The sequence below is a fragment of the Erythrobacter sp. W36 genome, assembly GCF_057364935.1.
On the sequence record NZ_CP200281.1, the window covers coordinates 1,589,418 to 1,611,362 of the forward strand.

Consider the following 21,945-nt stretch of genomic DNA (forward strand, 5'->3'; position numbering starts at 1 on the left):
GTTTTCACCTAATGCATGGAGGCGCGCGTTTTACGGCGCAGCAAGCATAATGCTCGCCGCCGCAGCGAAATCAGTCAGTTCGGCTTAGGGTGTCGCGCGATTACGCCGCGTTGGCCTGACGTCCGACAACTTCTTGATTAAGCATCTCAGCGAGTAAAAACGCCAGCTCAAGCGACTGCTCTGCATTGAGGCGCGGATCGCAATGCGTGTGATAACGATCGCCCAGGCGCTCATCAGTGATCGCCACCGCGCCGCCGACGCATTCGGTCACGTCCTGGCCGGTCATCTCAATATGGATGCCGCCCGGATGCGTGCCCTCTGCGCGGTGCACATCAAAGAAGCCCTTCACCTCGGTCAGGATACGGTCGAATGGCCGCGTCTTAAACCCGGTCTCAGACTTCACGACATTGCCGTGCATCGGATCACAGCTCCACACCACCGGATGGCCCTCGCGCTCAACCGCACGGACCAGCTTAGGCAGGCCTTCGGTGACTTTGTCGTGGCCAAAGCGAGAGATCAGCGTGATCCGGCCCGCTTCGCGCGATGGGTTCAGGATATCGAGCAATTCGATCAGAGCATCCGGCTCAAGGCTCGGCCCGCATTTCATGCCCAGCGGATTGCCGATGCCGCGCGCAAATTCGATATGCGCGCTGCCCGGGAAGCGGGTGCGATCGCCAATCCACAGCATGTGTGCGCTGGTCGCAAACCATTGACCAGTCAGCGAATCCTGCCGCGTGAGCGCTTGCTCATACGGCAGCAGCAGGCCTTCGTGGCTAGTGTAAAAACTGGTGCCCTGGAGTTGCGGCACTGTTGCAGGATCAACGCCGCAAGCCTCCATAAAATCGAGCGACTCGCCGATGCGGTCCGCCATTTGTGCGAACTTAGTGGTCCACGGCGTGCGGCCCATAAAGTCGAGCGTCCATTGGTGAACCTGACGCAGGTTTGCATAGCCGCCACCCGCAAAGGCGCGCAGCAGATTAAGTGTCGCCGCAGCTTGAGAATAGGCGCGCACCATCCGGCCAGGATCATTGCGGCGCTGGACCGGATCAAATTCGATCCCATTGATGTTGTCGCCGAAATAGCTCGGCAAGGTCACATCGCCGACCGTCTCTGTGTCGGAAGAACGCGGCTTGGCAAACTGGCCCGCCATCCGGCCGACCTTGATTACCGGATGCTTGCTGGCGAAGGTCAGCACTACCGCCATTTGCAGCAGCGCGCGGAAGGTATCGCGAATGTTGTTCGGGTGGAATTCAGCAAAGCTCTCAGCGCAATCGCCGCCTTGCAGCAGAAACGCCTTGCCATTGGCAACGTCCGCCAAATCGGATTTCAGCGCGCGCGCTTCCCCGGCAAAGACCAGCGGCGGATAGGCCGCCAATGTCGCCTCTGCCTCAGCCAATTCGGACAGGTCCTCATACTTCGGCAAATGCTTTGCTTCGTGGGACTTCCAGCTTTCAGGGGACCAATTGTTTGACACGTCGAATTCTTCTTCCAAAATTGTAGCGAGAGGCATGGCGGTACTGCCGAATGCCCTCGCCTGTAGGGAGCGCCGTTATCGCCCCTAGGTTACATGTGTAAAGCCGCAATAGCCCCAGCGACAACATTATTTCGCGTCGCTGTGATCGCTTCAACCGATTGGTGGACACCTCAAAGCGGTCAAAAACCGCCTGAAAAGCGCCCGGCCTACCGCTATCGCCCAATCACCTCTGGGCGGGGCGCAGGCGCGGCGGCGGCCGCCGGAGCGCCCTCACCCGCTGGCACTGGCAATGCCTCGGCCAGTTCGGTGCCCTCAGGAATAACCGCCAATCGCCATCCAGGCTGACGCCCGAAATACCGCCCTGCGAGCACTTGCATCACCTGCGGCGTGGTCTGCGAATAATCGTTGAGCAGGCTTGGCAGCAAAGCAATCCGGCGGCGATCCGTGGTCGCGCCTTCCAGCTGATACAGCCAGAAGGTGTTGCCAGTGGACGCACGGCTGAACAATTGCCGCAGCGGTTCGGTCACCCGATCGAGCTCTTCCGTGGTCGGCGGCGTGTTGACCAGATCGCGCGCGATCTTATCCGCCTCGCTGAAGAACACTGGCACGTCTTGCGGCTGCAATTGAGCCAGCGCGGTGATCGTCCCGCCGCTTTCCAAATCGGTCGGCCAATTGGAGAGGATTTGCGGCGCATAGCTTGCGCCAGCACGCTCCCGCATCGCCTCGAGCAGGCGGTTGTTGAAGACTTGGATCAGGATTTCGAGCTGACGGGATTCGCGCAGTCTTTGGACGCCCGCACCGCTCGGCCAAGCGATCACAGCGGCGGCCTGGTTCTTGTCACCGCGGTGATTGAGAACCGTCGTCTCTCCAGCGCCAGCCGGGAATTCCGGCACGCGCGCAGCCACATCTGCAGGCACCGGATCGCGCGCATCCAGCGCGCCAAAGGTGTTGCGCAGGGCCTCCACCGTGGCATCGCGGTCAAACTCGCCGAACACCAGAACCTCAACCGGCCCTTGCGACAACAGCGGCTCCCACACTTCGCGGAAACCTTCTGGCGTCAAATCAGCCAGAGCATCGGGATCAGGCGTGGCAAAACGCGGATCGCGATTGGTCAGCAAGTACTCAAGATCGCGGTTGATCACGCCATTGGGACTGGTGGCAAAGGCATTATACGCCAGTTGAGCCGCAGCGCGGGCGCGGATGACCGGGTCTTTGTCCCAACGCGGCATGCCCAGCTTCGCAGCGAACAGATACAGCTGATCGGCCACATCAGCAGAGCGCGTACGCGCGGTGAAGGTGAAAACAGCATCGTCGATCTGAAACTCAAAGCCGAGCTTGCGCCCTGTCGCTAGACGGTCGAGCTCTTCCTGGCCCAATTCGCCTAGGCCCGAGCCGACCAATGCGGTCGTGCCCAAAGCGGCATAGGGCGCGGTTTGATCATCAAATGCGCGGTAGCCAGCGCCAAAGCGGACCTTGACGACGACGCGTCCTGGCTCTGCATTGTTGGACCACAGCAGCGCGCGAACGCCATTGTCAAAATCGACCTGTTCAATGTCGAGCAGGCCAATCGGAGCGCGCGAGGCAATCGTGCCCGGCTCACCCACGGCAGGCAGCTCGTCAAACGACACAGTGCTGGCGGCGAGGCGCGAGCTGCCATCGCTGGTCGCCGCGCGTTCCAGCGCGACGCGAACTGCGCTCTCATCGGCTTCACCAGCCGACGGCGTCACATAGATGCCGCGCACAACATCGCCTTGGAACAGCTTGCGCGTCGCGGCGAGCACTTCGTCAGGGGTGAAGCGCGGTTTCGTGCCGCGAAACACGTCCAGCACCACTTCAGGAGAAGCGGTGGTCTCGCGAATGTCGACCGCATTAATCAGCGTATCGGCCAGGTTCGACCCGGCGATGACTGTGCGCTGCTCCACCTGATTGGCAAAAGCGATGTCGAATTCGGCGACTTCGCGGTCGATCTCTTCCTGTGTCGGACCGCTTTCCAGCGCATCAGCAATCACGCCGCGCACATCGGTCATCGCTGCATCCCAATCTTCGGACAGCGGCGCGAAGGTCACAAAAGTCGCATCGGTTGAGCGCGAGACATCGTCCTGCTGAACCTGCGCATAAAGATAGCTGCCGCCAGAGCGCGCGCGCGATTCCAGACGGCGGTTGATGATCGCCTGCGAAACCGCATCAATCATCAGCCCTTCGTTGTAGACAATGGTGTCTTCCACCTGCCGCCAAGGGCGCATCACGGCATAGGTCAGGCTGCGCGGCAGGTCCGGCTCCACCATCACCCCGATCTCGCCAATCGGTCCGCTCTCGCTTTGCGTGTTCGCCGCATCAGCTGGCGGCACGGGATCGCCAAAATCTGGCGCAACACCAGCCTCGCCGGTCCCTTCCCAATCGGCAAACCATTGCTCAATCAGGCCCGCCAAAATCTCTGGCGGAGCATCACCGACCACAACAATCACTGTGTTTTCTGGGCGATACCAGCGGTCATAGAAGTCCTTCACCAGCGCGCCATTCGCGCCGCGCAGGGTTTCCTCAGTGCCGATCGGTGTGCGGGTGGCCAAACGCTGGCCTGCGAACAGCACTGACCGGGTGAACTCACCCACGCGCTCCGCTGCGCCGCCGCGCTCGCGCTTTTCCGCCAGCACAATCGGCAATTCCGCCGCGACATTCTCATCGCTCAGCACAGGCGATTTGATCATGCCGGAGAGCAGCTTGAAACTCTCCGCCAGTTTCCCGCGCGTCACGCCCGGCAAATCGAGCTTGTAAGCGGTGTGCGTCGGGCTGGTCTCCGCATTGGCATCACTGCCAAAGGTCGCGCCCAGTCGCTGCCACGTTTCAATCGCCTTCGCTTGGCCCAGATATTTGCTCTCACGGAACAGCAAGTGCTCCAGCAAGTGCGCATAGCCTTGCTCAGAATCGCGCTCGTGCAAGGAGCCTGCATCAATCCGAACCCGGATCGAAACCTGTCCCGGCGGCACGCCATTTTTGCGCACGGCATAGCGCAGGCCATTGTCCATCTTCCCAAATAGCCACTCGCGGTCGACCGGAATGTTGCTGTTTTCATAAAGCCACGGAACTTCGTCCGCGCCTTGCAGCTTTTTCGGCTGAGGAATGATCGGATCTGCGCTCGGCACGCTGATCGCCTCAGGCGGCGCTTCGTCAGAGCTGTTGGGCTCTATATTTTGCGCCGTCGCTGGGAATGTCAAAGCCGCCGAAGCAGCAAGCAGGAAAAGGGCCTTGGGCGCCCGAAAAATCGCGTTCATCGGCGGAATATAGGCAAGCATGGTGTGAAGGGATAGTGAATGCTGCACAATAAGACGCGATTGTGCGTCATTTTGCGCGGTTTTATTATCGGGTTTGAGCGCTGACACGTCTTGTGGCGGCTTCGCAGCGACCCTAAATACGTCAGCATGTTCATAGAAACCGAAACCACTCCGAACCCCGCCAGCCTCAAATTCCTGCCCGGCCGGACAGTGATGACCGCTGGCACGCGCGAATTTTCCAGCCCAGAGGCGGCAGAGGCCAGCCCGCTTGCCCAAGCGATCTTTGATACGGGCGAGACGATCAACGTGTTCTTCGGCAGCGATTTTGTGACTGTCACGGCGGCTCCCGGTGCGGATTGGGGATCGCTCAAATCGCAAGTGGTGGCCATTCTGCTCGATCACTTCGTGTCAGAGGCGCCGCTGTTCAACGCTGCAACGGCGGGCGACATCTCGGTTCCAGCGGACGCAGAGCATGTGGTCGAGGAATCGGAAGAAGACGCAGAGATCATCGCCGCGATCAACGAACTGCTCGAAACGCGCGTTCGCCCAGCGGTGGCAGGCGATGGCGGGGATATCGCCTATCGCGGATTTAGCGACGGGGTCGTCTATCTCACTTTGCAGGGGGCCTGCGCTGGCTGCCCGTCCAGCACCGCGACGCTGAAGCAGGGGATCGAAGGCCTGCTGAAACATTATGTGCCTGAAGTAACCGAAGTGCGCGCGGCCTAAGCCAATTCCATCTGCTCCCGACTGAAAGCCTCCAATGACCAAGCAATTTCACGGCACCGTGCTCAGCGATGACGCTCTCGACCAGCTGTTCGGCGAAGCTCGCAGCTATAATGACTGGCTGGACAAGCCGGTTAGCGACGCGCAGATCCATCAGATCCACGACTTGCTGAAAATGGCGCCAACCTCGGCCAATATGCAGCCCGCGCGCTTCATCTGGTGCACCTCGGACGATGCCAAATCGCGCCTTGCTAAGCATGCGATGGATGCGAACAAGCCTAAAATCACTAATGCCCCTGCCTGCGTCATCATTGGCTATGACATCGACTTTCACGAACATCTGCCAGAGCTATTCCCGCACACCGATGCGAAGAGCTGGTTCGACGGCGACGAGGCAGGACGGATCGACGGAGCACGGCGCAATTCCGCTCTGCAAGGCGCTTATCTAATGCTGGCCGCCCGCGCGATTGGGCTTGATTGCGGGCCGATGTCTGGCGTCGATCTTGATGGTGTGACGTCGGAGTTCTTCGCCGATAGTCCGCGCGTGAAAGCCGACTGGATTTGCTCGATCGGATATGGCGATCCGGAAAGCATCTTTGGCCGCTCCCCGCGCCCCGACTTTGGCAAGTTCAACACAATTATCTGACGCTCTCATTTGAGCCGCAATTTCTAAGACTTGCAGGCAGCGCAGCTCTAGGGCATCGCGCAATCCCATGCGCACTTTAGCCATAGAAACGGCGAGCGAAGCCTGCTCAATTGCCCTGTTCGACGGGACGAAACTGGTCGCGCATGAGCATGCTGTGCTGGGGCGCGGACATGCCGAACGGTTGATCCCGATGATTGCTGAACTGCCCGGAAATGGCCGCGCGGCGCGTATTCTCGTCTCGCTTGGCCCGGGCAGCTTTACCGGCGTGCGCATCGGCATTGCCGCCGCCCGCGCGCTCGGCTTTGCTTGGGGCGCCGAAGTGCTTGGCTATCCCACCATGGCGCTGGTCGCAGTGCGCGCATGGCAACCAACTCCGCGCGGCGTAACCGTGTGCATGAATGGCGGACACGGCGAGTGGTTCGTGCAAAACTTTGCAGAAGGCGGCGGCTGCGATGAGGTTCGCTCCCTCGCCCCAGATGCAGCAAAGCTTGCCTGTGAACATGACACGATTGTCGGCAACCGCGCCGAGGAACTCGCAGCGATGTTTTCTGGCCCCAGGCGCGCGCTCGATTTGTTGCCCGATGCCAGCAAGGTGAACTTGCTGCACGAAACGAAGCTGACCACAGACCTCTCACCAATCTATGGCCGCGCGCCCGATGCCAAGCCGCAAGCAATAAGGGCCCCGCAATGACAGCGCCCGCCTGCGTCATCGATCACATCATGACCGTGATGGAGGCCGCGTTTGATCCAGCTTACGGCGAGGCATGGAATCGCCGCCAAATCACCGACGCACTAACTCTGTCTAACACGCATGCTTTGCTGGTGGATCAGAATGGGACGATATTGGACGAAGGCGGCAATACGGACGGCCAGCGCGCCTGCGGCTTTGTTCTGACCCGCGCGGCTCCCGGTGAAGAAGAGCTTCTATTGATCGCAGTTCACCCCGAAAATCGCGGCAGCGGCCTTGGCAAAATATTGATTGAGCAACTCTTCAAAGCGGCGCGAAACCGCGGTTCTGAGCGGATTTTTCTGGAGATGCGGCGCGGCAATCCGGCGGTGCACCTGTATGCCAAACTCGGCTTTACACCGATTGGTGAGCGCCCCAAATATTACCGTATGACAAACGGAGAACGGGTCGACGCAATTACTTTCGGCCGCGCAATCTAGTGCTGATTTGGAGGTTTCTCATCTTGATTTAATTGCGAACAATCTGTTCGGTTGGTTGCATTGTAACAGGAGCTGGTTCATGTCGAATTTATCGGAAAAATCCGAACAAAAAAGAGATGAGGAACTCTAATGGAAGACTTGCAAATCGAGATGAAGGAAACACTGATAACGCTGACCAGCGATATCGTGGCTGCGCATGTCAGCAATAATGACGTGTCAGTTGATGACGTGCCTTCGCTCATCACGAACGTATTTACGGCCCTTTCAGGCCTTGGCGAAGCAGATGCACCAGAAGAAGTGCGCCCTGATCCTGCGGTATCAATTCGCTCTTCAGTCAAGAAAGATCACATCGTTTGCCTCGATTGCGGCAAGAAGATGAAAATGCTGAAACGGCACCTTTCAACTGAACACGATATGTCACCTGATGAATATCGTGCGCGTTGGGAATTGCCGGGCGATTATCCGCTCGTGGCGCCTAACTATGCGGAAACACGCCGCGATCTGGCCAAGAAAATCGGGCTTGGCCGCAAGCCTGTAAAGGGCCGCGGTCGCCGTAAGAAGTAATGGAGCGAAGCGGGCCTGGGTTGGTCTTTCCTGCCCTGGCCCGCTTGGTTTCCAATTGGGGCGCTTTCAAAGGTTATGCCCGCCCTATTCCAGCCTGACTTGAGCAATCCGCCCGCCCCCTTTAAAGCGGGGCTGACCGCGCGCATATCCGATAGGAAACGGCGCAAATAGCGGCTAACACAGCAATAACAGCGGCGGCACAGCTGGCGGAGTAACAAGTGCAGCAAAAGATCGATCTTGAACAATTATGCGCAGAGAAGGGTTTGCGCATCACCGAACAGCGCCGCGTTATCGCGCGCGTCCTTTCGGAAAGCGATGATCACCCTGACGTAGAGCTGCTGCATCAACGCGCCTCTGCGATTGATCCAAAGATATCCATTGCCACCGTCTACCGCACGGTGAGACTGTTTGAAGAAGCCGGCATTCTCGACCGGCATGATTTCGGCGATGGCCGATCACGCTATGAACCTGTGCCAGAGGCGCATCACGATCACCTGATCGATGTTGAAACCGGCAAAGTGGTGGAGTTTGTCGATCCAGAAGTGGAATCGCTCCAACGCCAGATCGCTGAGCGTTTGGGCTACCGCTTGGTTGACCACCGGATGGAACTCTACGGGGTTCGCCTCTCTCGTGACGACTAGACGCGAAACGCTCGACCGGGAGCGGCGCCTAGCCGCGATGCGAGGCGAGACGACACCGCTCTCAGCAATGGGCTGGCTCCGGCTCACCTACCGCGCGATCCTGTTGGTGATTGGCCTGATTGTCTGTGTGCCGCTGCACTATATTTGGCGGGTATTCGCCTACGGCTCGCCGATCCCGATGTACTTCCTGCGCTATGCCGCCTGGGCATCAGGCGCACGGGTCGAAGTGGTCGGCACGCATTTGAAGCGCGATGTGTTTTACGTCGCAAATCACATGTCTTGGCTCGACATTCTGTCCATGGCTGGGGCCTGCGGGACGGCATTCGTCGCCAAAGCAGAACTGGCCGAGGTGCCTTTGGTTGGCTGGCTCGCATCGCTCAACCGCACCGTGTTTGTAAAACGCGAGCACCGCATGGGCGTGGCAGAGCAGATTAACGCGTTGAAAGAAGCGCTGTCGGACAATTGGGCAGTCACCGTGTTTCCCGAAGGCACGACCACCGATGGGCAATCACTGCTCCCTTTCAAGACGAGCATGCTCAGCGTGCTGGAGCCGCCGCCGCCCGGCGTCATGGTGCAGCCTGTGTTGCTCGACTACGGCGAAGTGGCCGAGGAAATTGGCTGGATCGGCAATGAAACGGGCCTCAACAATGCCAAACGCGTGCTGTCACGGCGCGGCACCTTTAAGCTGCGGCTGAACTTTCTGGAGCCCTTCAGCCCCGAGGATTACCGCGGACGCAAGAAGATCGGCGCAGAGGCGCGGCGCCGGATTGAGGAAGCTCTACTGGAGACTCTCGGCAAGCCGCTGCGCGATTTCCGCCACACCGTCGACCCGATCCGATACGAAGCGCCAGAAGAGGCGCAGCGTATCGCCGAGGCGCAGGGTGAAAAGCCGGTTGAGAAGGCCGAGTAAGCCGCCCTCGGTGGAAAATACGGCGCGAGATTAGAGCCCCGCGCGCACCAACCAATCGTGGAACAGGCGTACCGGGCGAAGCTCCAGCGCCGTTGGCTTGCATACAAACCAATAGCTGTAAGGGCTTTCGACCTCGAGGCCGTACAGATCAGTCAAGCGGCTGTCGGCCGCGCGGCGCAAGTGATCGTCATGCATGATCGCCACGCCTAGACCCTGAGCAGCGGCTTCCAGCATCAACTGTCCCGAATCGTAATGATCGATAGCGGAAGGATCCATGTCCTCCATACCCAGCGCCTTCTTCCACGCCTCAAAGCTCGCGGGCAGCTCATTGTGGATGAGGAAGGTCTGCTTCTCGAGCGCTTCCTGATCGACCTTTGTGCCAATCGCCGCAGCGAGTTCCTTGCTGCAAATCGCATGGACCAGATTGTGGTCGAGCCGCACCGCATGCAGGCCGGTGTCCGGACCGCGCGACAGGATAATCGCCGCGTCTAGAGTATCACCCACCCGGTCTTCCAAATGCGGGCCGGTATCAATGTCAATGTGCAGCAGAGGGTGCCGCTTGCGCAGTTCGCCGAGCCTCGGGAACAGGCGCTGACTGCCAAACAGGGGCAGCACGCCGAGCCTTAGGCGCAGCAGCGAGATATTGTCCGACTGGCTTTCTACCGCGCGCGCGAGCGATTCGAGATGCGGATTCACTGCCTCGTAAAACGCCTGCCCCTCATCGGTCAGCTGCATGGATTGCCGCGCGCGCGTGAAGAGCTTCTTACCGACGAATTCTTCCAAATTGCTGATCCGGCGCGACAAAGCAGACGGGCTAAGCCCGATCTCTTCAGCAGCAGCACGGGCAGAACCAAGGCGCACAGTTCGCATGAAGGCTTCGAGTGCGCGAAGTGGGGGTAGTCGGCGGGATGGCATGTCTAACTCCTTGTTATAAGGAGCTACGCATGACCAGCAGAAAAGATGCAAAAAATCGAACTAACTGCGAATAATTATTAGCTAGCTTGTTATTTCCTCACGTACCGGGGCGTGCAGACGCAGCCGTTTAACGTGTGTTTCATCCGCCGCTGTTACTTCAATCCGCCAGCCGCTGGGATGTTCCAACCGCGTGCCGACCGATGGCACTTGCTCTGCCAAGACGAAGGCGAGCCCGCCCAGGGTGTCGACCGATTCTTCAACCTCGGCGAGTTGCGGATCGACCAGCTCAGCCACATCGTCGAGCTCCGCGCGGGCATCGCAATCCCACATGCCCTCACCAATCGCGACGATCAGCGCCTCTGGTGTCTCATCGTGCTCATCTTCGATATCGCCGACGATTTCCTCGACCAAATCCTCAATCGTGATGAGGCCATCAGTCCCGGAAAACTCATCGAGCACAATCGCCAGGTGCACACGCCGCGCGCGCATATCGGCCAGCACGTCGAGCGCGCCGCGCACTTGCGGCACATAGATCGGTTGACGCATCAGGGTCGTCCAATCCTTTGGCGGTGGTTTGCCGTTGGCAAGGTATGGGAACACGTCTTTGATGTGCACCATACCGATCACTTCATCGAGCGTCTCGCGATAGACCGGCATGCGTGAGTGCCCGTTCTCGCTAAAGCTGGCGACCAATTCTTCCCAACTAATCGAGGCATCAACCGCTATGATCTCGCCGCGCGGAACGGCGACGTCATCGGCGTCATGCTCGCTGAAATGCAGCAAGTTGCGCAGCATTTGGCGCTCAACCGGCGAGAGATCGCCATTGCCATTGCCGCTATCCTCGCGGTCATCATCGTGGTTTTCGTCTTCGTGCTCGTCGATCGCGTCTTCAAGCTGCGCGCGCAAAGAGCGATCACCGTCGCTCGGCGCCGATGAGTTTTCGAAATGCGGTCCCCAGATTGCTGAGGACGCCGCTGCTACTGTCCGCGTCTCCGGCGGGGGATTGAGAATCGGGCATTGTCAGTTTTTGGGCCCTTCGCGGGAGTGCTCCTTAAGTGCTGGGCGTAGCATATGGGTCTGCGATACCCATTTTTGCAAGGATTGCAATTTCCAGAGCCTCCATTGCGTCGGCGTCCTCGTCAGATGTTTCGTGGTCATATCCGGCCAGATGCAGCAGGCCATGGGTAATCAGATGGGCAGTGTGATCCTCCACACTGATGCCTTTATCCTCCGCTTCGCGCGCGCAAGTCTCATGCGCCAGGGCAAGATCGCCGAGCATTTCTGGCGGGCCGTCTTCTGCGAGCACTAGCAGCTCTTCACGTGCCAGCATGGGAAAGCTCAGCACATTGGTCGGCTTGTCCCGGTCTCGCCATTCGCGGTTGAGCGAATGCACCTCTGCATCGTTGGTGAACAGCAGGCTGACGCTGAGGCGCGGATTGGCGAGCTCTTCGGTCACGCCCTGGACCGCTTCTGCGACACGTTCAGCCAGCGCCTCCCACTCGCTAGCGGGCCAATCTTCAATGTCGATGTCGAGTTGCATGGCGCTCAGAACTTACGCGCCCGGGCCTTCATAGGCCTCAACGATGCGGCCCACGATTGGGTGCCGCACCACGTCCGCTGCGGTAAAGCGCGTAACAGCGATGCCGTCCACGCCCTCCAACCGGTCGACCGCATCGGCCAGGCCGGACATGCGGTCGCCGCCGGGAATATCGACTTGGCGCGGGTCGCCGCAGATCACCATCCGGCTGTTTTGGCCAAACCGAGTGAGGAACATCTTCATCTGCTCACGCGTCGTGTTTTGCGCCTCGTCTAGGATCACAAAGGCATCGGCCAAAGTCCGTCCACGCATGAACGCAATCGGCGCGATCTCAATCTCACCGCTGGCGATCCGGCGCTCCACCTGTTCGGGCGGCATACAATCATACAGCGCGTCGTAAATCGGACGCAGATAAGGATCGACCTTTTCCTTCATATCACCGGGCAGAAAGCCCAGTTTTTCGCCCGCCTCCACCGCTGGGCGCGACAGGATCAGTCGCTGGACGCTGCCGGAAATCAGCTGGCTGACCGCCTGTGCCACCGCGAGATAGGTCTTGCCCGTGCCCGCCGGGCCAAGCGCAAAGATCAGCTCATCTCGCGAGAGCTGTTTCATGTAGGGAATCTGATTGGCAGAGCGCGGCACAATCGTCTTGCGCCGAGTGCGGATCATGATCGGCGGGTTCTTCTCTTCGCCTGAGATAATCCCCTCCAGCGTGGGTTCATGCGACATGGCAATCAGCGATTCAATCGCTCCAGCATCCAGCTCCTGCCCCTGAGCCAGCCGGTCATACATCGTGGTCAGCGTTTCCCTTGCCCGCGCCACATTATCGGCTGGCCCTTCGATCAGGACCTTATCGCCGCGCGCATGGATCATCACGCTCAGCCGGTTTTCGACCTGCACCAGATTGGCGTCAAACTGTCCAAACAAGGGGCCAAGCAGCGACTGGTTTTCAAAGCTCAGCTCTGCCTTCGCGCCTTGGGCGTCAGCCGCCGATGCATCATCAGCATTGATGGAACCGGGCAATGCCGCCGGATCGATTGTATCAGAAGGTCTGCGGCCCATAGGATCCTTTGTCTGTGCCAATTGCCTGAGTCGTAAAGGTAAGCCAGATGTGCGCGATGGCAAGCATCCCTCGCCGCACGAACGGTGGAAAGTCTCAATTCACAGATACTGGCTGCTTATGACGCCAAACGTCTCAAATCATGAGTAATCATGCGTTTCATTGGTCGTCAATTGCTCTTGGTCGATTGATATTGGCGGCCACGAGCATATTTATCTTAAGCAAATGATTCATCAGCGAACACACAATTGGAGCAGGTTTTATGCGCACTTTGGCCAAAGCTATTATCGGGGCAACGCTGCCAGCCTTATGTGCCGCACCTGCTACAGCGCAATCAAACGAGACGCCCGCTGAAGGAAACTCAATCGTCGTGATTGGCGAGGCTTGGGAGAAAGAACAGGAAAAGATCGAAGACCAGAGCAAAGCTCTGATCCGCCCGACACGCACAAGTGCACCGGTCGCACGGTATTTCGACTCCCTATGTTTGACGACTTGGAACATTTCCGAACGATTTGCGAAAGTCATCCAGCAACGCATTGAAGCGAATGCTGAAGAGGCTGGTGTCAAACTGGCTGAAGAAGGCTGCGCACCAAACGCTCTTGTAGCAATCGTCAAGGATGTTGAAACGGATTTTGAACGCTTGAAAGACGAGCACAGCTATGTCTTTGGCGATCTGAAAAAGTACCAGCTCGCCCGTGCAGAAAGAGGCGCGAGCGCAGTTCGTTCATGGAATGTGGTGCAAAGCCGCGGCCGAGATGGCCAGCCCTTCCAATCGATTGAAATTGGCATTGATGGCGGAACGGGTGGCGGACAAAGCGCCGGACGAGACGTGGCTCTCAATCAGCAAACCTCTGGCGGCCGCCTCAATGATACGGTTCGGCGCGACATGATCATGTCGGTTGTTCTGTTCGACATAGATGCGTTGAACGGCGCTTCTTTAACGCAGCTTTCTGACTTTGCGACCATGCGTTTGCTCGCTCAAACATACGAGGCGGAGGAAGATTCGCCGCCGCAATTCTCGACGATCCTATCGCTCTTCACCGATCCAATTGGAACGCCACCTGAGCTGTCCCGGTTTGATAAGGCGATGCTCCAAGGGCTTTACAGCCTTCCCGCATCCGCGCGTTACACAGCAATGTATGAAGCCACATCAAGCTCCTATCGCAAGTTACTTGCGGATGAGCTTGGTGTTGACCTTGAGAGCGCGGAGTAGCTGACGCGCTTATCGCTTGCAGTCTTCTCTATTTGGTCAGCTTAGTAGGTGAGCCGGATACGCGGGATTGCGAGTGCTTGGCACATCACAGATAGTGAAAAACAGAGAGAGTTTCATGCGCTGATCAAGTTGCCTGATGTGAGTACAAGGCAGCCACTCAACCTGCGCCAGCGGAGCAGCAAGAACGAGCCGAGAATGGAATTGTGTCACTGCCCCGGTCGAACCGCGAGAGCGTCGCACTCAGCTTAGAAAAATGGCGCGGGCAATGCCGCCGAATCGATTGTATCAGAAGGTCTGCGGCCCATAGGATCCTTTGCACTTAGGCTTTTGCTCGAATCGAAAAGGGTAGCTGGTTCAGACACAAAGCAAGTATGCTGGTATCATTCCGCGGAAAAAGCCGGGCCTCGCCAAATGCCGCAGCGTCAGTTATGTTTTCGGAGAGCGTTTGGGATCTTTGGTGGAGTGAAAAAACGATGGTTATGCTGGATTTATTGATCAGCGCTGGGATCTTGATCGGAACGCCTGCGAGCTACCACGCGCAAGAAGCCGCCCAGCCCTCGACCGATCAATCGGAAACGAGCGCAGCAGAAGATCAGGTCACGATTGTGGTCGAGGCCCCGGCCACTAAGCTGGACCGGCAGCGCGAATTGAAGAAAATGATCACGGAGATTTTCCGCATGCCTCGGCGGGGCCGCACAGTCGGGACTTTTTTCGAGGCCATCTGTCCAAAAATCGTCGGCCTGCCCGATGATGCAGCCAAAGTCATAAAAGCGCGTATCGAGGAAAATGCCGCTCGACTAGGCGCAAACCGCCGCGATCCCTCGGCCCCTTGCATCCACAATGTGCTGGTGGAGTTCATTCCACCCGAAAAGGGCGAGCCGGTGGATTGGCTTACTTACGATTCCGACGAACTCAGTCATCTGCTCAGCTATCAGCGGATTTGGGTCCTTGAAGAAGAGGACCCTGTTCGCGCCTGGAACACCATACAAATACGAAGCGCAGACGGGATACCGATCCCTGAGAGGAGTTACAGCAGGTTCCAGCAAGCGCAAAACCGCCTGCGCTCTACCTCGCGGTTGCGCAACCCAACGACCACAGAGATTAGGTCAGCCGCCGTGCTGATCGAACTAGTCAGTGCCAATGGAAAAACGCTCCAGCAATTGGCCGATTACGCGACCATGCGCGCGCTTGCTTCGACTGGCGAGATCGACGCGGATAACATTCTCGCCGCGCAAACGATCCTCACGTTGTTTCAGGACGATGCCGCGCCAGAAGGGCTGACCGTCTTCGATGAGGCACTTATCTCTGGGCTTTACAGCAAGTCGCGCAATGCCCCGCCAAAAAGATATTACAGCAGCATCGCGGCAACCGCTGCCAATATGGAGTTGGCTCAAGCTCAGCCGTGAGCCGATGCTAGTCTTAGACCAGCTCGCCGCGCAGTGAGCTGGGGCGACCTTCGACGATATGCGTGCGGACCATGTCGCCGATTTGCACATCGCCTTCGAACCACACGCTTTGCAGCCACGGCGATTTGCCGAGCCATTGGCCGGGCAGCTTACCCTTACGCTCAACAAGAACGTCGCAGGTCTTGCCCGCGCTTGCGGCGTTGAAGGCCATTTGATCACGGCTGAGCGCGTTTTGTAGGCGGGCCAGCCGCTCTTCCATCACTTCTTTCGCGATCTGATTGTCCATCGTCGCGGCAGGCGTTCCGGGGCGCGGTGAGTATTTGAAGCTGTAAGCCTGAGCGTAGCGGACTTCGTCGACCAGCCTCAGCGTATCTTCAAACTCAGCATCGGTTTCGCCTGGGAAACCGACGATAAAATCGCCTGATAGAGCGATGTCGGGGCGCACTTTGCGGAACCGCTCCAGCAGTTTGAGATAGCTCTCAGCGGTGTGCGAGCGGTTCATCGCTTTTAGCACGCGGTCATTGCCCGATTGCACGGGCAGATGCAGGTACGGCATCAGCTTATCGACTTCGCCATGCGCCTCGATCAGCGCATCATCCATGTCGTTCGGGTGCGATGTGGTGTAGCGAATGCGCTCAAGCCCATCGATCCGCGCAATATCGTGGATCAGTCCGGCCAGACCAACCGCCCTGCCCGCATCATCCTCGCCGCTCCAAGCGTTCACATTCTGCCCCAGCAGCGTGATCTCACGCGCTCCGGCATCAACCAGCTTGCGCGCTTCCTCGGTGAGATCGCTGAACGGACGCGAAATCTCCGCGCCGCGCGTGTAGGGGACCACGCAATAGGTGCAGAACTTATCGCAGCCTTCCTGAACCGTCAGGAACGCATTGGGCGCGGTCCGCCGGCGCTTTGGCAAAGCGCCAAACTTCGCAATCGCGGGCATATCGGTGTCGGTCGCACGCTCGCCCTTAACGGCCTTGTCCAGCATGTCTGGCAGGCGGTGATAGGCCTGCGGGCCAACCACCATGGAGACCGCAGGCGCACGCGCCATGATCTCTTCGCCCTCTGCCTGAGCGACGCAGCCAGCGACCGCAATCATCGGCGCTTTTTTCTGCGTCTTTCCCTTGGTCAGGCGGCCAATGTCGGAATAGATTTTTTCCGCCGCCTTTTCACGAATGTGGCAGGTGTTGAGCACGACCAGATCAGCATCCTCGCCCTCTGGCGCGGGGGTGATGCCTTGCTCGCTCAGCAATTCGCCCATCCGATCGCCATCATAGACGTTCATCTGGCAGCCGAAGTTTTTGACGCGGTACGTTTTGGGAGGGTTAGTCGGTTTCATCGCAGCGCGCTTTAGTTGGCCAATCCGCTTGTGTCGAGCAACGAAGTACGGCCGAGACAAACGAATTCGCGTGGACGTCCGCATCTGGGCTGCGGCTTCTCGTCACTCTCGAGGGCAACGCTTAATCCGAGAAAGTAAGCAAGGGTTCAATGAATTAAGGCAAAAAACACTACCTCAACGACAGTCTTTTCACTATCCATTAAACCAGAATTGTTAGGACTAACTTCTGATTTTCGGAGTTATTAGATGAGTTTCACGGACTTTGATCCCTTGGATGAGATGATTTCAAAGGAGGTCCTACTTGCTTGGAGCCTGACGATCGTATTTTGGTTTTTGGTGTTTGTCACAAACGCCTCTTACGTTATCGGCGCGATCCTCATCCTGCCAGCCGTGGCGATACTGGAACCGTTTCTCCCACGTTCCATCAGTCTAGAAGCAGGTCTCGCAGCTTTCGCCACCATTCTAATTATTTGCATGATTGCTGTGATGATCTTCAGTCAAAAAACAAAAAACAGGGCGCTTTTCTGCCTTAGCGGAATGGCCGGTATAAGTGCGGTCGGGGTAATCCTGTCAATTTTGCAAGGAGGCAAGTTCTGGACAGAGTTTGCTTAACCTTGGCAACAGCGCCAGAAAGCAATTAGCGGTTAGCTCTTTTGCCGGAGGGTCAGAATAGTTGATGGCTTCAAGCCGCTTGGCCCCAAACGGCGCTTTGCGGGAATACGCGCCGCATTCAATCACTCGTCGGCATCATCCTCATCGCGGCGCGCGATATGCACGCATGGCTCGGTTTGCGCGGCGCCGGGGCCTGGGTGCTTTTTGCCGTCATCGCCGCATTCAACCGCCGGTTTACGCACGTCGTTCGCTTTGACGACGCTCAGGGCATCCTTGCTCTCATAAGCGGCGATCCACGTGATGCAGTCGGCCAGCGGGCGGATCTTATGCTTGGTGAAACGGCCCGCTTGCGGCGTACAATTGATTACGAATAGGTCGGACGCGGGGGCCGCGCGGAATTTTCGCAGGCTTCTGAGCGCCTCGCCGCGTTCATTGATCACCGTGCGATTGCCGTCATTGACCATGGATTTGCCGCGGTAAAATGGCGAGACGTTGAACATCCACGCCTTCACATCCGCGTGCCGGATCGAGATTTCCGCCGCCAATGCTCCGCCCAGCGAATGGCCCGTTGTGATCCACTTTGCGTCTTCGTCAAAACGCGCGCGCTCTAGGTCAAAATACTTGTGTGCCAGCTCCAGCTGATCATCGCGAACCGTGCCGTAAAAGATATCTGCCGGGCCATCGAAGTCGGTGCCGCGAAACGCCATGATATAGGCATCGGGTGTGCGCTCATCGGCATCGCGCGGGGCATCACCAGATATAGGCGTGAACTGCGCAAAAACCTGATAATCAAATCCGGTGTCTGCATCGTCTTCTTCGATCGGCAAACGCTCCAATCGAACCAGAGAGTTGCCGAGCTCAGCGTAGACGTCGCTGTCGCCAACATAGGCATTGGTCGCGGCCAGAGCGTAAGGGTAGCTGACCTCCGCCGCCTCACGCACAAAGTCGCACCACCCGCCCGGATCCATCCGGCACGGACTGCGCGATTGATTGATGTTAGGATAGGTGACGCAGCCGCTCAAAGTGAGCAGCAAGAATGCTAATGCTGCGCGGCGTAGCGTCACCTGATCTCCTGTCTCGTGCTAGCTTAAGCGACCGTCGCTTTGACGATCTTACCCGGGCTCGCAGGCGGCTCACCCTTTGGCAGTGCGTCGACAAAGTCCATGCCTTCGGTCACTTGGCCCCAGACGGTGTATTGCCCGTCGAGGAATTCGGTGTCGCCAAAGCAGATGAAGAACTGGCTGTTCGCGCTGTCTGGCATTTGCGAGCGCGCCATTGAGCAGGTGCCGCGAACGTGCGGTTCTGAATTAAACTCTGCCTTCAGGTCAGGCTTGTCGCTGCCGCCCATGCCGGTGCCGGTTGGGTCGCCGCCTTGCGCCATAAACCCGTCGATTACGCGGTGGAAAATGACGCCATCGTAAAAGCCTTCGGCCGCCAGTTCCGAAATGCGCTCAACGTGGCCAGGTGCCAGGTCCGCGCGCAGTTTGATGACGACATCGCCGGTTTTGCCATCGCCGCAGTCGAGGGTGAATGTGAGTGTTTCGGCCATGTAAAGTGTCTCCTGATGAATTTGGCCCTCGCTATACGCATATCTGAAACCGAGTCACCCCCCAGCATAGCGGTGGGCCAGCTGCCCCTACACGCTTGCTTTTGAAGCAGCGCAGCCTAGACCTTGCGCAAATGTCTGATGATGCACGCCTTGATGAAGACCTGTTGGTCGCTGAACTGCCGCAAGATGGCGGTGATGATGGCGCGCGCCCGGACGACCGGATCGATGATGAGCGGCACGATGAAGAAAACCGGCTGAAGCCGCGCTTTGTCCGCTCTGTGCGGCGCGCGTTTGAGAGCGGAGACAACACCGCTCTGCACGAGCTGGTCGAGCCGCTGCACCCGGCTGACGTTGCCGATTTGCTCGAACTGTTCGATTCTGACGAACGGCAGGGCCTAGCGGGCGCGATGAGCGATCTGATGTCGAGCGAGGTGGTGGCCGAGCTCAACGATCACGTCCGCGAAGACATGATGGAGGCGCTCGAACCGGAAGCGGTTGCGAGCATTGCCGAGCAGCTAGAGACCGATGATGCGGTTCAGCTGCTCGAAGATTTGGACGAGGACGACCAGCGCGCCATCATCGCCGAGCTGGAGCCGGAGACGCAGGCCGCCGTCACCAGCGCTCTGTCCTATCCAGAGGAGACCGCCGGGCGTCTGATGAACCGTCATTTCATGGCGGTGCCTGAGCATATGACGGTTGGCGACCTCATTGATTTTCTGCGTAAAACCGGCGATCTAGAGCATGATTTCTGGGAGGTGTTCGTTGTCGATCAGCGCCACCATCCGGTCGGCACCTGCGCGCTCAATTGGATCCTCACCACCCCGCGCAATATCAAGCTGACCGATCTGATGAAGCGCGACCAAACCTTGATCCCGGTGACAACGGATCAGGAAGAGGTCGCTCTGATGTTTCAGAAATACGCGCTGATTTCCGCCGCTGTTGTCGATGAAAGCGGGCGTTTGGTTGGGCAGGTGACGGTGGATGACATCGTCCACATTATCTCTGAAGAAGCGGGCGAGGACGCCCTGCTGCTCTCCGGCGCGGGCGATGGCGACATCAACGAACCGATCAGAGAGGCCTATTCCAGCCGGGTGCGCTGGCTGGTCGCGAACCTTGGCACAGCCGTGGTGGCGAGCGCGATCATCGCGTTCTTTGGAGCGGCGATCGAGAAACTCGTGGCCCTCGCTGTGCTGATGCCGATCGTTGCAAGCATTGGCGGCAATGCGGGCACGCAGACCATGGCCGTGGCCGTGCGTGCAATAGCGACCAATCAGCTGACCCGCGCCAACACTTGGCGCACGGTGTGGCGCGAGGTCCGCGTGGCGATCCTCAACGGCGCGACCATCGCTGTGCTTATCGGGATTGCCGCCGCCTTCCTGTTCAGCCCGATGATGGGCGCGGTGATCGCAGTAGCTATGATCATCAACATCGTGGTCGCGGGGCTGGCCGGTGTGCTGGTGCCGGTGATTTTCGAGCGCCTGCGCCAGGACCCGGCGGTTGCGAGCAGCGTCTTTGTAACGATGATCACCGACTCGATGGGCTTTTTAGCGTTCCTCGGCCTCGCAGTTGTGAGTGGATTGGTTCCGGCCGCTTGAGCAATTCGCTCAGCGCCCTATCTTAGCCCCCATGCCGCTCCACATGACCAAGATCGCGTTCGGCGCGAAAAGCTGGGATGACCTTGCCGGTTGGTATGAGAATAGCCCCAATCCCAAATTGCTGACCACAAAATATCGCCCGACCCGCCATGCGGAAATGGTGGGCGGATCGCTGTTCTGGATTTTGAACCATTCGCTGGTCGCGCGCTCGCCGATCATTTGCTTCTCTGAAACTGGCGATGGGCGCTGGCACATTGAGCTAGAGGCGAAGCTGATCCGCGTCCACCAACAGCGCAAACGCGCGCATCAAGGCTGGCGCTATCTCAAAGAAGAAAACGCACCCGCCGATCTGGCTGAGGGCGAAGATGCTGGCGATGTCTTGCCGGGCAAGCTCGCCGACAAGCTGGAACGGTTGGGCCTGATTTAGCGGGGTTAAACCCGGCGCATCACCCCTTCGGCGGGCTCGGGATCAGCGCGGGCGTGTTCTTGCGATATTCCTGATAAGCTGGATCATCGCCCCAACGCTCTTTGGCCTGTTTTTCCTGCAGGTTGATACCGCTCACCTTGGTGAGCAATAGCGTGACGAAAATCGGCGATATCACCACCAACCAAGACCAGCCGGACAGAACCGGCAGCGCCATGATCAAGATGCCGGTCCAAAGGGTAATCTCGCCGAAATAGTTCGGGTGGCGCGACCATTTCCATAGGCCAACATTGATAAATTTGCCCTTGTTCGCAGGGTCTTTCTTAAACGCGCTTTTCTGCGCATCGGCGACCGCTTCAAACGCAATGCCTAGCAGCCAAACCGCGGCGCCCAGCCAGAAGAACACACCGATTGGTGCGCGGTCCGTTGCGGTGATCGCCACCAGCGCCGCCGATGCCGTAAGCAGCACCCACAGGCCTTGCAATGTCCATGCGACCAGGAAGCGCGCAGGATTGACCTTGATCTTTTCAAACCGGCTGTCGGTCCCGCCCATGGCGTGAATGCGGATGTAGAGGAAGCTGCCCAGCCGGATGCACCAGATCGCGACCATTACGGCGATCACAATGCCGCGCCAATCAAGCGGCCATGCGGCCCAAGCGGCAAACGCTGTGACCGACAGGTAAGTGACCGCGCCGATGGTGTCGTAAAACTTGTCTGACTTCGCTGCGGCGGACGGGATAAAAACCAGCCAGTTCACCGCCATTGCAAGGACTGCGCACAGGAAAAAGGCGGAATATCCGAACGCCTCGACACTGCCCGTGCCCGCTAAGGCAGCGAAACCAAATGCGAAGATCGTGACGACGATGACAACTAGAATGCTTTTCATAAGGTTTCCGAACGG

Annotated in this window: 22 protein-coding genes; 12 read left to right on the forward strand and 10 right to left on the reverse strand. The window is 58.4% G+C overall.

Translation table 11 applies throughout. From position 1 onward, the window contains the following. Positions 1 to 100: 100 nt before the first annotated feature. Positions 101 to 1,474 carry a class II 3-deoxy-7-phosphoheptulonate synthase gene (locus AC0V6U_RS07790; protein WP_472645726.1) on the reverse strand — a complete coding sequence of 458 codons (1,374 nt, stop codon included), beginning with the start codon at positions 1,472 to 1,474 and terminating at the stop codon, positions 101 to 103. Between the two features lie 212 nt (positions 1,475 to 1,686). After that, complete coding sequence (locus AC0V6U_RS07795) at positions 1,687 to 4,743, reverse strand: M16 family metallopeptidase (protein WP_472645592.1); 3,057 nt, start codon at positions 4,741 to 4,743, stop codon at positions 1,687 to 1,689. 147 nt (positions 4,744 to 4,890) lie between these two features. On the opposite strand from AC0V6U_RS07795, the gene AC0V6U_RS07800 reads away from it, so the two are divergent. The 7 genes from AC0V6U_RS07800 to AC0V6U_RS07830 all read left to right on the forward strand — a co-directional run bounded on the left by AC0V6U_RS07800 (position 4,891) and on the right by AC0V6U_RS07830 (position 9,394). Next, positions 4,891 to 5,469: a NifU family protein gene (locus AC0V6U_RS07800; RefSeq protein ID WP_472645593.1), complete on the forward strand. Its 579-nt coding sequence runs from the start codon at positions 4,891 to 4,893 to the stop codon at positions 5,467 to 5,469. A 34-nt stretch (positions 5,470 to 5,503) separates the two neighbouring features. Beyond that, entirely contained in the window at positions 5,504 to 6,112 is a 609-nt protein-coding gene (locus AC0V6U_RS07805; RefSeq protein WP_472645594.1) for a malonic semialdehyde reductase, read from the forward strand. A 67-nt stretch (positions 6,113 to 6,179) separates the two neighbouring features. Further along, complete coding sequence (gene tsaB, locus AC0V6U_RS07810) at positions 6,180 to 6,803, forward strand: tRNA (adenosine(37)-N6)-threonylcarbamoyltransferase complex dimerization subunit type 1 TsaB (protein ID WP_472645595.1); 624 nt, start codon at positions 6,180 to 6,182, stop codon at positions 6,801 to 6,803. Next, entirely contained in the window at positions 6,800 to 7,279 is a 480-nt protein-coding gene (locus tag AC0V6U_RS07815; RefSeq protein ID WP_472645596.1) for a GNAT family N-acetyltransferase, read from the forward strand. Before tsaB ends, AC0V6U_RS07815 begins: the two co-directional genes overlap by 4 nt. A 129-nt stretch (positions 7,280 to 7,408) precedes the next feature. Next, a complete protein-coding gene (locus AC0V6U_RS07820) occupies positions 7,409 to 7,843 on the forward strand; it encodes a Ros/MucR family transcriptional regulator (RefSeq protein WP_472645597.1) in 435 nt (144 codons plus the stop codon). A 218-nt stretch (positions 7,844 to 8,061) separates the two neighbouring features. Next, positions 8,062 to 8,484: a Fur family transcriptional regulator gene (locus AC0V6U_RS07825; RefSeq protein ID WP_472638410.1), complete on the forward strand. Its 423-nt coding sequence runs from the start codon at positions 8,062 to 8,064 to the stop codon at positions 8,482 to 8,484. Positions 8,485 to 8,521: 37 nt separating this feature from the next. Next, on the forward strand, positions 8,522 to 9,394 hold the full coding sequence (locus tag AC0V6U_RS07830; protein ID WP_472645727.1) for a lysophospholipid acyltransferase family protein: 873 nt from the start codon (positions 8,522 to 8,524) through the stop codon (positions 9,392 to 9,394). Between the two features lie 30 nt (positions 9,395 to 9,424). Here AC0V6U_RS07830 and AC0V6U_RS07835 read toward each other — a convergent pair whose 3' ends face one another. From AC0V6U_RS07835 to AC0V6U_RS07850, 4 genes are all read right to left on the reverse strand, one after another. Then, positions 9,425 to 10,309: a LysR substrate-binding domain-containing protein gene (locus tag AC0V6U_RS07835; protein ID WP_472645598.1), complete on the reverse strand. Its 885-nt coding sequence runs from the start codon at positions 10,307 to 10,309 to the stop codon at positions 9,425 to 9,427. Positions 10,310 to 10,390: 81 nt separating this feature from the next. After that, positions 10,391 to 11,269: a hemolysin family protein gene (locus AC0V6U_RS07840; RefSeq protein ID WP_472645728.1), complete on the reverse strand. Its 879-nt coding sequence runs from the start codon at positions 11,267 to 11,269 to the stop codon at positions 10,391 to 10,393. Between the two features lie 91 nt (positions 11,270 to 11,360). Continuing rightward, positions 11,361 to 11,849, reverse strand: a complete 489-nt coding sequence (ybeY, locus tag AC0V6U_RS07845) for an rRNA maturation RNase YbeY (protein WP_472645599.1) — start codon at positions 11,847 to 11,849, stop codon at positions 11,361 to 11,363. A gap of 12 nt (positions 11,850 to 11,861) precedes the next feature. Further along, complete coding sequence (locus tag AC0V6U_RS07850) at positions 11,862 to 12,908, reverse strand: PhoH family protein (protein WP_472645600.1); 1,047 nt, start codon at positions 12,906 to 12,908, stop codon at positions 11,862 to 11,864. Between the two features lie 260 nt (positions 12,909 to 13,168). On the opposite strand from AC0V6U_RS07850, the gene AC0V6U_RS07855 reads away from it, so the two are divergent. Together AC0V6U_RS07855 and AC0V6U_RS07860 are read left to right on the forward strand one after the other, a co-directional pair. Then, positions 13,169 to 14,119, forward strand: a complete 951-nt coding sequence (locus tag AC0V6U_RS07855) for a hypothetical protein (protein ID WP_472645601.1) — start codon at positions 13,169 to 13,171, stop codon at positions 14,117 to 14,119. A gap of 479 nt (positions 14,120 to 14,598) precedes the next feature. Then, the gene (locus AC0V6U_RS07860; RefSeq protein WP_472645602.1) at positions 14,599 to 15,525 is read left to right on the forward strand and encodes a hypothetical protein; all 927 of its coding nucleotides are present in this window, start codon (positions 14,599 to 14,601) and stop codon (positions 15,523 to 15,525) included. Positions 15,526 to 15,538: 13 nt separating this feature from the next. Here AC0V6U_RS07860 and miaB read toward each other — a convergent pair whose 3' ends face one another. Continuing rightward, entirely contained in the window at positions 15,539 to 16,864 is a 1,326-nt protein-coding gene (gene miaB, locus AC0V6U_RS07865) for a tRNA (N6-isopentenyl adenosine(37)-C2)-methylthiotransferase MiaB (RefSeq protein WP_472645603.1), read from the reverse strand. 246 nt (positions 16,865 to 17,110) lie between these two features. Here miaB and AC0V6U_RS07870 point away from each other — a divergent pair, with 246 nt between their 5' ends. Then, positions 17,111 to 17,476 carry a hypothetical protein gene (locus AC0V6U_RS07870; protein WP_472645604.1) on the forward strand — a complete coding sequence of 122 codons (366 nt, stop codon included), beginning with the start codon at positions 17,111 to 17,113 and terminating at the stop codon, positions 17,474 to 17,476. 122 nt (positions 17,477 to 17,598) lie between these two features. Here AC0V6U_RS07870 and AC0V6U_RS07875 read toward each other — a convergent pair whose 3' ends face one another. Both AC0V6U_RS07875 and AC0V6U_RS07880 read right to left on the reverse strand, forming a co-directional pair. Continuing rightward, positions 17,599 to 18,540 (reverse strand): alpha/beta hydrolase family protein, encoded by a 942-nt coding sequence (locus AC0V6U_RS07875; protein ID WP_472645605.1) that lies wholly within the window; start codon positions 18,538 to 18,540, stop codon positions 17,599 to 17,601. Positions 18,541 to 18,563: 23 nt separating this feature from the next. Next, on the reverse strand, positions 18,564 to 19,025 hold the full coding sequence (locus AC0V6U_RS07880) for a peptidylprolyl isomerase (RefSeq protein ID WP_472645606.1): 462 nt from the start codon (positions 19,023 to 19,025) through the stop codon (positions 18,564 to 18,566). A 131-nt stretch (positions 19,026 to 19,156) separates the two neighbouring features. Here AC0V6U_RS07880 and mgtE point away from each other — a divergent pair, with 131 nt between their 5' ends. Then, positions 19,157 to 20,620 (forward strand): magnesium transporter, encoded by a 1,464-nt coding sequence (gene mgtE, locus AC0V6U_RS07885; RefSeq protein ID WP_472645607.1) that lies wholly within the window; start codon positions 19,157 to 19,159, stop codon positions 20,618 to 20,620. 31 nt (positions 20,621 to 20,651) lie between these two features. Continuing rightward, positions 20,652 to 21,047: a DUF1489 family protein gene (locus AC0V6U_RS07890; protein ID WP_472645608.1), complete on the forward strand. Its 396-nt coding sequence runs from the start codon at positions 20,652 to 20,654 to the stop codon at positions 21,045 to 21,047. A gap of 19 nt (positions 21,048 to 21,066) precedes the next feature. Here AC0V6U_RS07890 and AC0V6U_RS07895 read toward each other — a convergent pair whose 3' ends face one another. Beyond that, positions 21,067 to 21,930: a DUF1295 domain-containing protein gene (locus tag AC0V6U_RS07895; protein WP_472645609.1), complete on the reverse strand. Its 864-nt coding sequence runs from the start codon at positions 21,928 to 21,930 to the stop codon at positions 21,067 to 21,069. Positions 21,931 to 21,945: the final 15 nt, after the last annotated feature.

Excerpts from the sequence above, each read along its gene's own strand:
- miaB (WP_472645603.1), bottom strand. The coding sequence starts at position 16,864 with ATGAAACCGACTAACCCTCCCAAAACGTACCGCGTCAAAAACTTCGGC.
- AC0V6U_RS07850 (WP_472645600.1), bottom strand. The coding sequence starts at position 12,908 with ATGGGCCGCAGACCTTCTGATACAATCGATCCGGCGGCATTGCCCGGT.
- AC0V6U_RS07820 (WP_472645597.1), top strand. The coding sequence starts at position 7,409 with ATGGAAGACTTGCAAATCGAGATGAAGGAAACACTGATAACGCTGACC.
- AC0V6U_RS07860 (WP_472645602.1), top strand. The coding sequence starts at position 14,599 with ATGCTGGATTTATTGATCAGCGCTGGGATCTTGATCGGAACGCCTGCG.
- AC0V6U_RS07815 (WP_472645596.1), top strand. The coding sequence starts at position 6,800 with ATGACAGCGCCCGCCTGCGTCATCGATCACATCATGACCGTGATGGAG.
- AC0V6U_RS07895 (WP_472645609.1), bottom strand. The coding sequence starts at position 21,930 with ATGAAAAGCATTCTAGTTGTCATCGTCGTCACGATCTTCGCATTTGGT.
- ybeY (WP_472645599.1), bottom strand. The coding sequence starts at position 11,849 with ATGCAACTCGACATCGACATTGAAGATTGGCCCGCTAGCGAGTGGGAG.
- AC0V6U_RS07890 (WP_472645608.1), top strand. The coding sequence starts at position 20,652 with ATGCCGCTCCACATGACCAAGATCGCGTTCGGCGCGAAAAGCTGGGAT.
- AC0V6U_RS07870 (WP_472645604.1), top strand. The coding sequence starts at position 17,111 with ATGAGTTTCACGGACTTTGATCCCTTGGATGAGATGATTTCAAAGGAG.
- AC0V6U_RS07800 (WP_472645593.1), top strand. The coding sequence starts at position 4,891 with ATGTTCATAGAAACCGAAACCACTCCGAACCCCGCCAGCCTCAAATTC.
- AC0V6U_RS07835 (WP_472645598.1), bottom strand. The coding sequence starts at position 10,309 with ATGCCATCCCGCCGACTACCCCCACTTCGCGCACTCGAAGCCTTCATG.
- AC0V6U_RS07880 (WP_472645606.1), bottom strand. The coding sequence starts at position 19,025 with ATGGCCGAAACACTCACATTCACCCTCGACTGCGGCGATGGCAAAACC.
- tsaB (WP_472645595.1), top strand. The coding sequence starts at position 6,180 with ATGCGCACTTTAGCCATAGAAACGGCGAGCGAAGCCTGCTCAATTGCC.
- AC0V6U_RS07805 (WP_472645594.1), top strand. The coding sequence starts at position 5,504 with ATGACCAAGCAATTTCACGGCACCGTGCTCAGCGATGACGCTCTCGAC.
- AC0V6U_RS07830 (WP_472645727.1), top strand. The coding sequence starts at position 8,522 with ATGCGAGGCGAGACGACACCGCTCTCAGCAATGGGCTGGCTCCGGCTC.
- mgtE (WP_472645607.1), top strand. The coding sequence starts at position 19,157 with ATGTCTGATGATGCACGCCTTGATGAAGACCTGTTGGTCGCTGAACTG.
- AC0V6U_RS07855 (WP_472645601.1), top strand. The coding sequence starts at position 13,169 with ATGCGCACTTTGGCCAAAGCTATTATCGGGGCAACGCTGCCAGCCTTA.
- AC0V6U_RS07795 (WP_472645592.1), bottom strand. The coding sequence starts at position 4,743 with ATGAACGCGATTTTTCGGGCGCCCAAGGCCCTTTTCCTGCTTGCTGCT.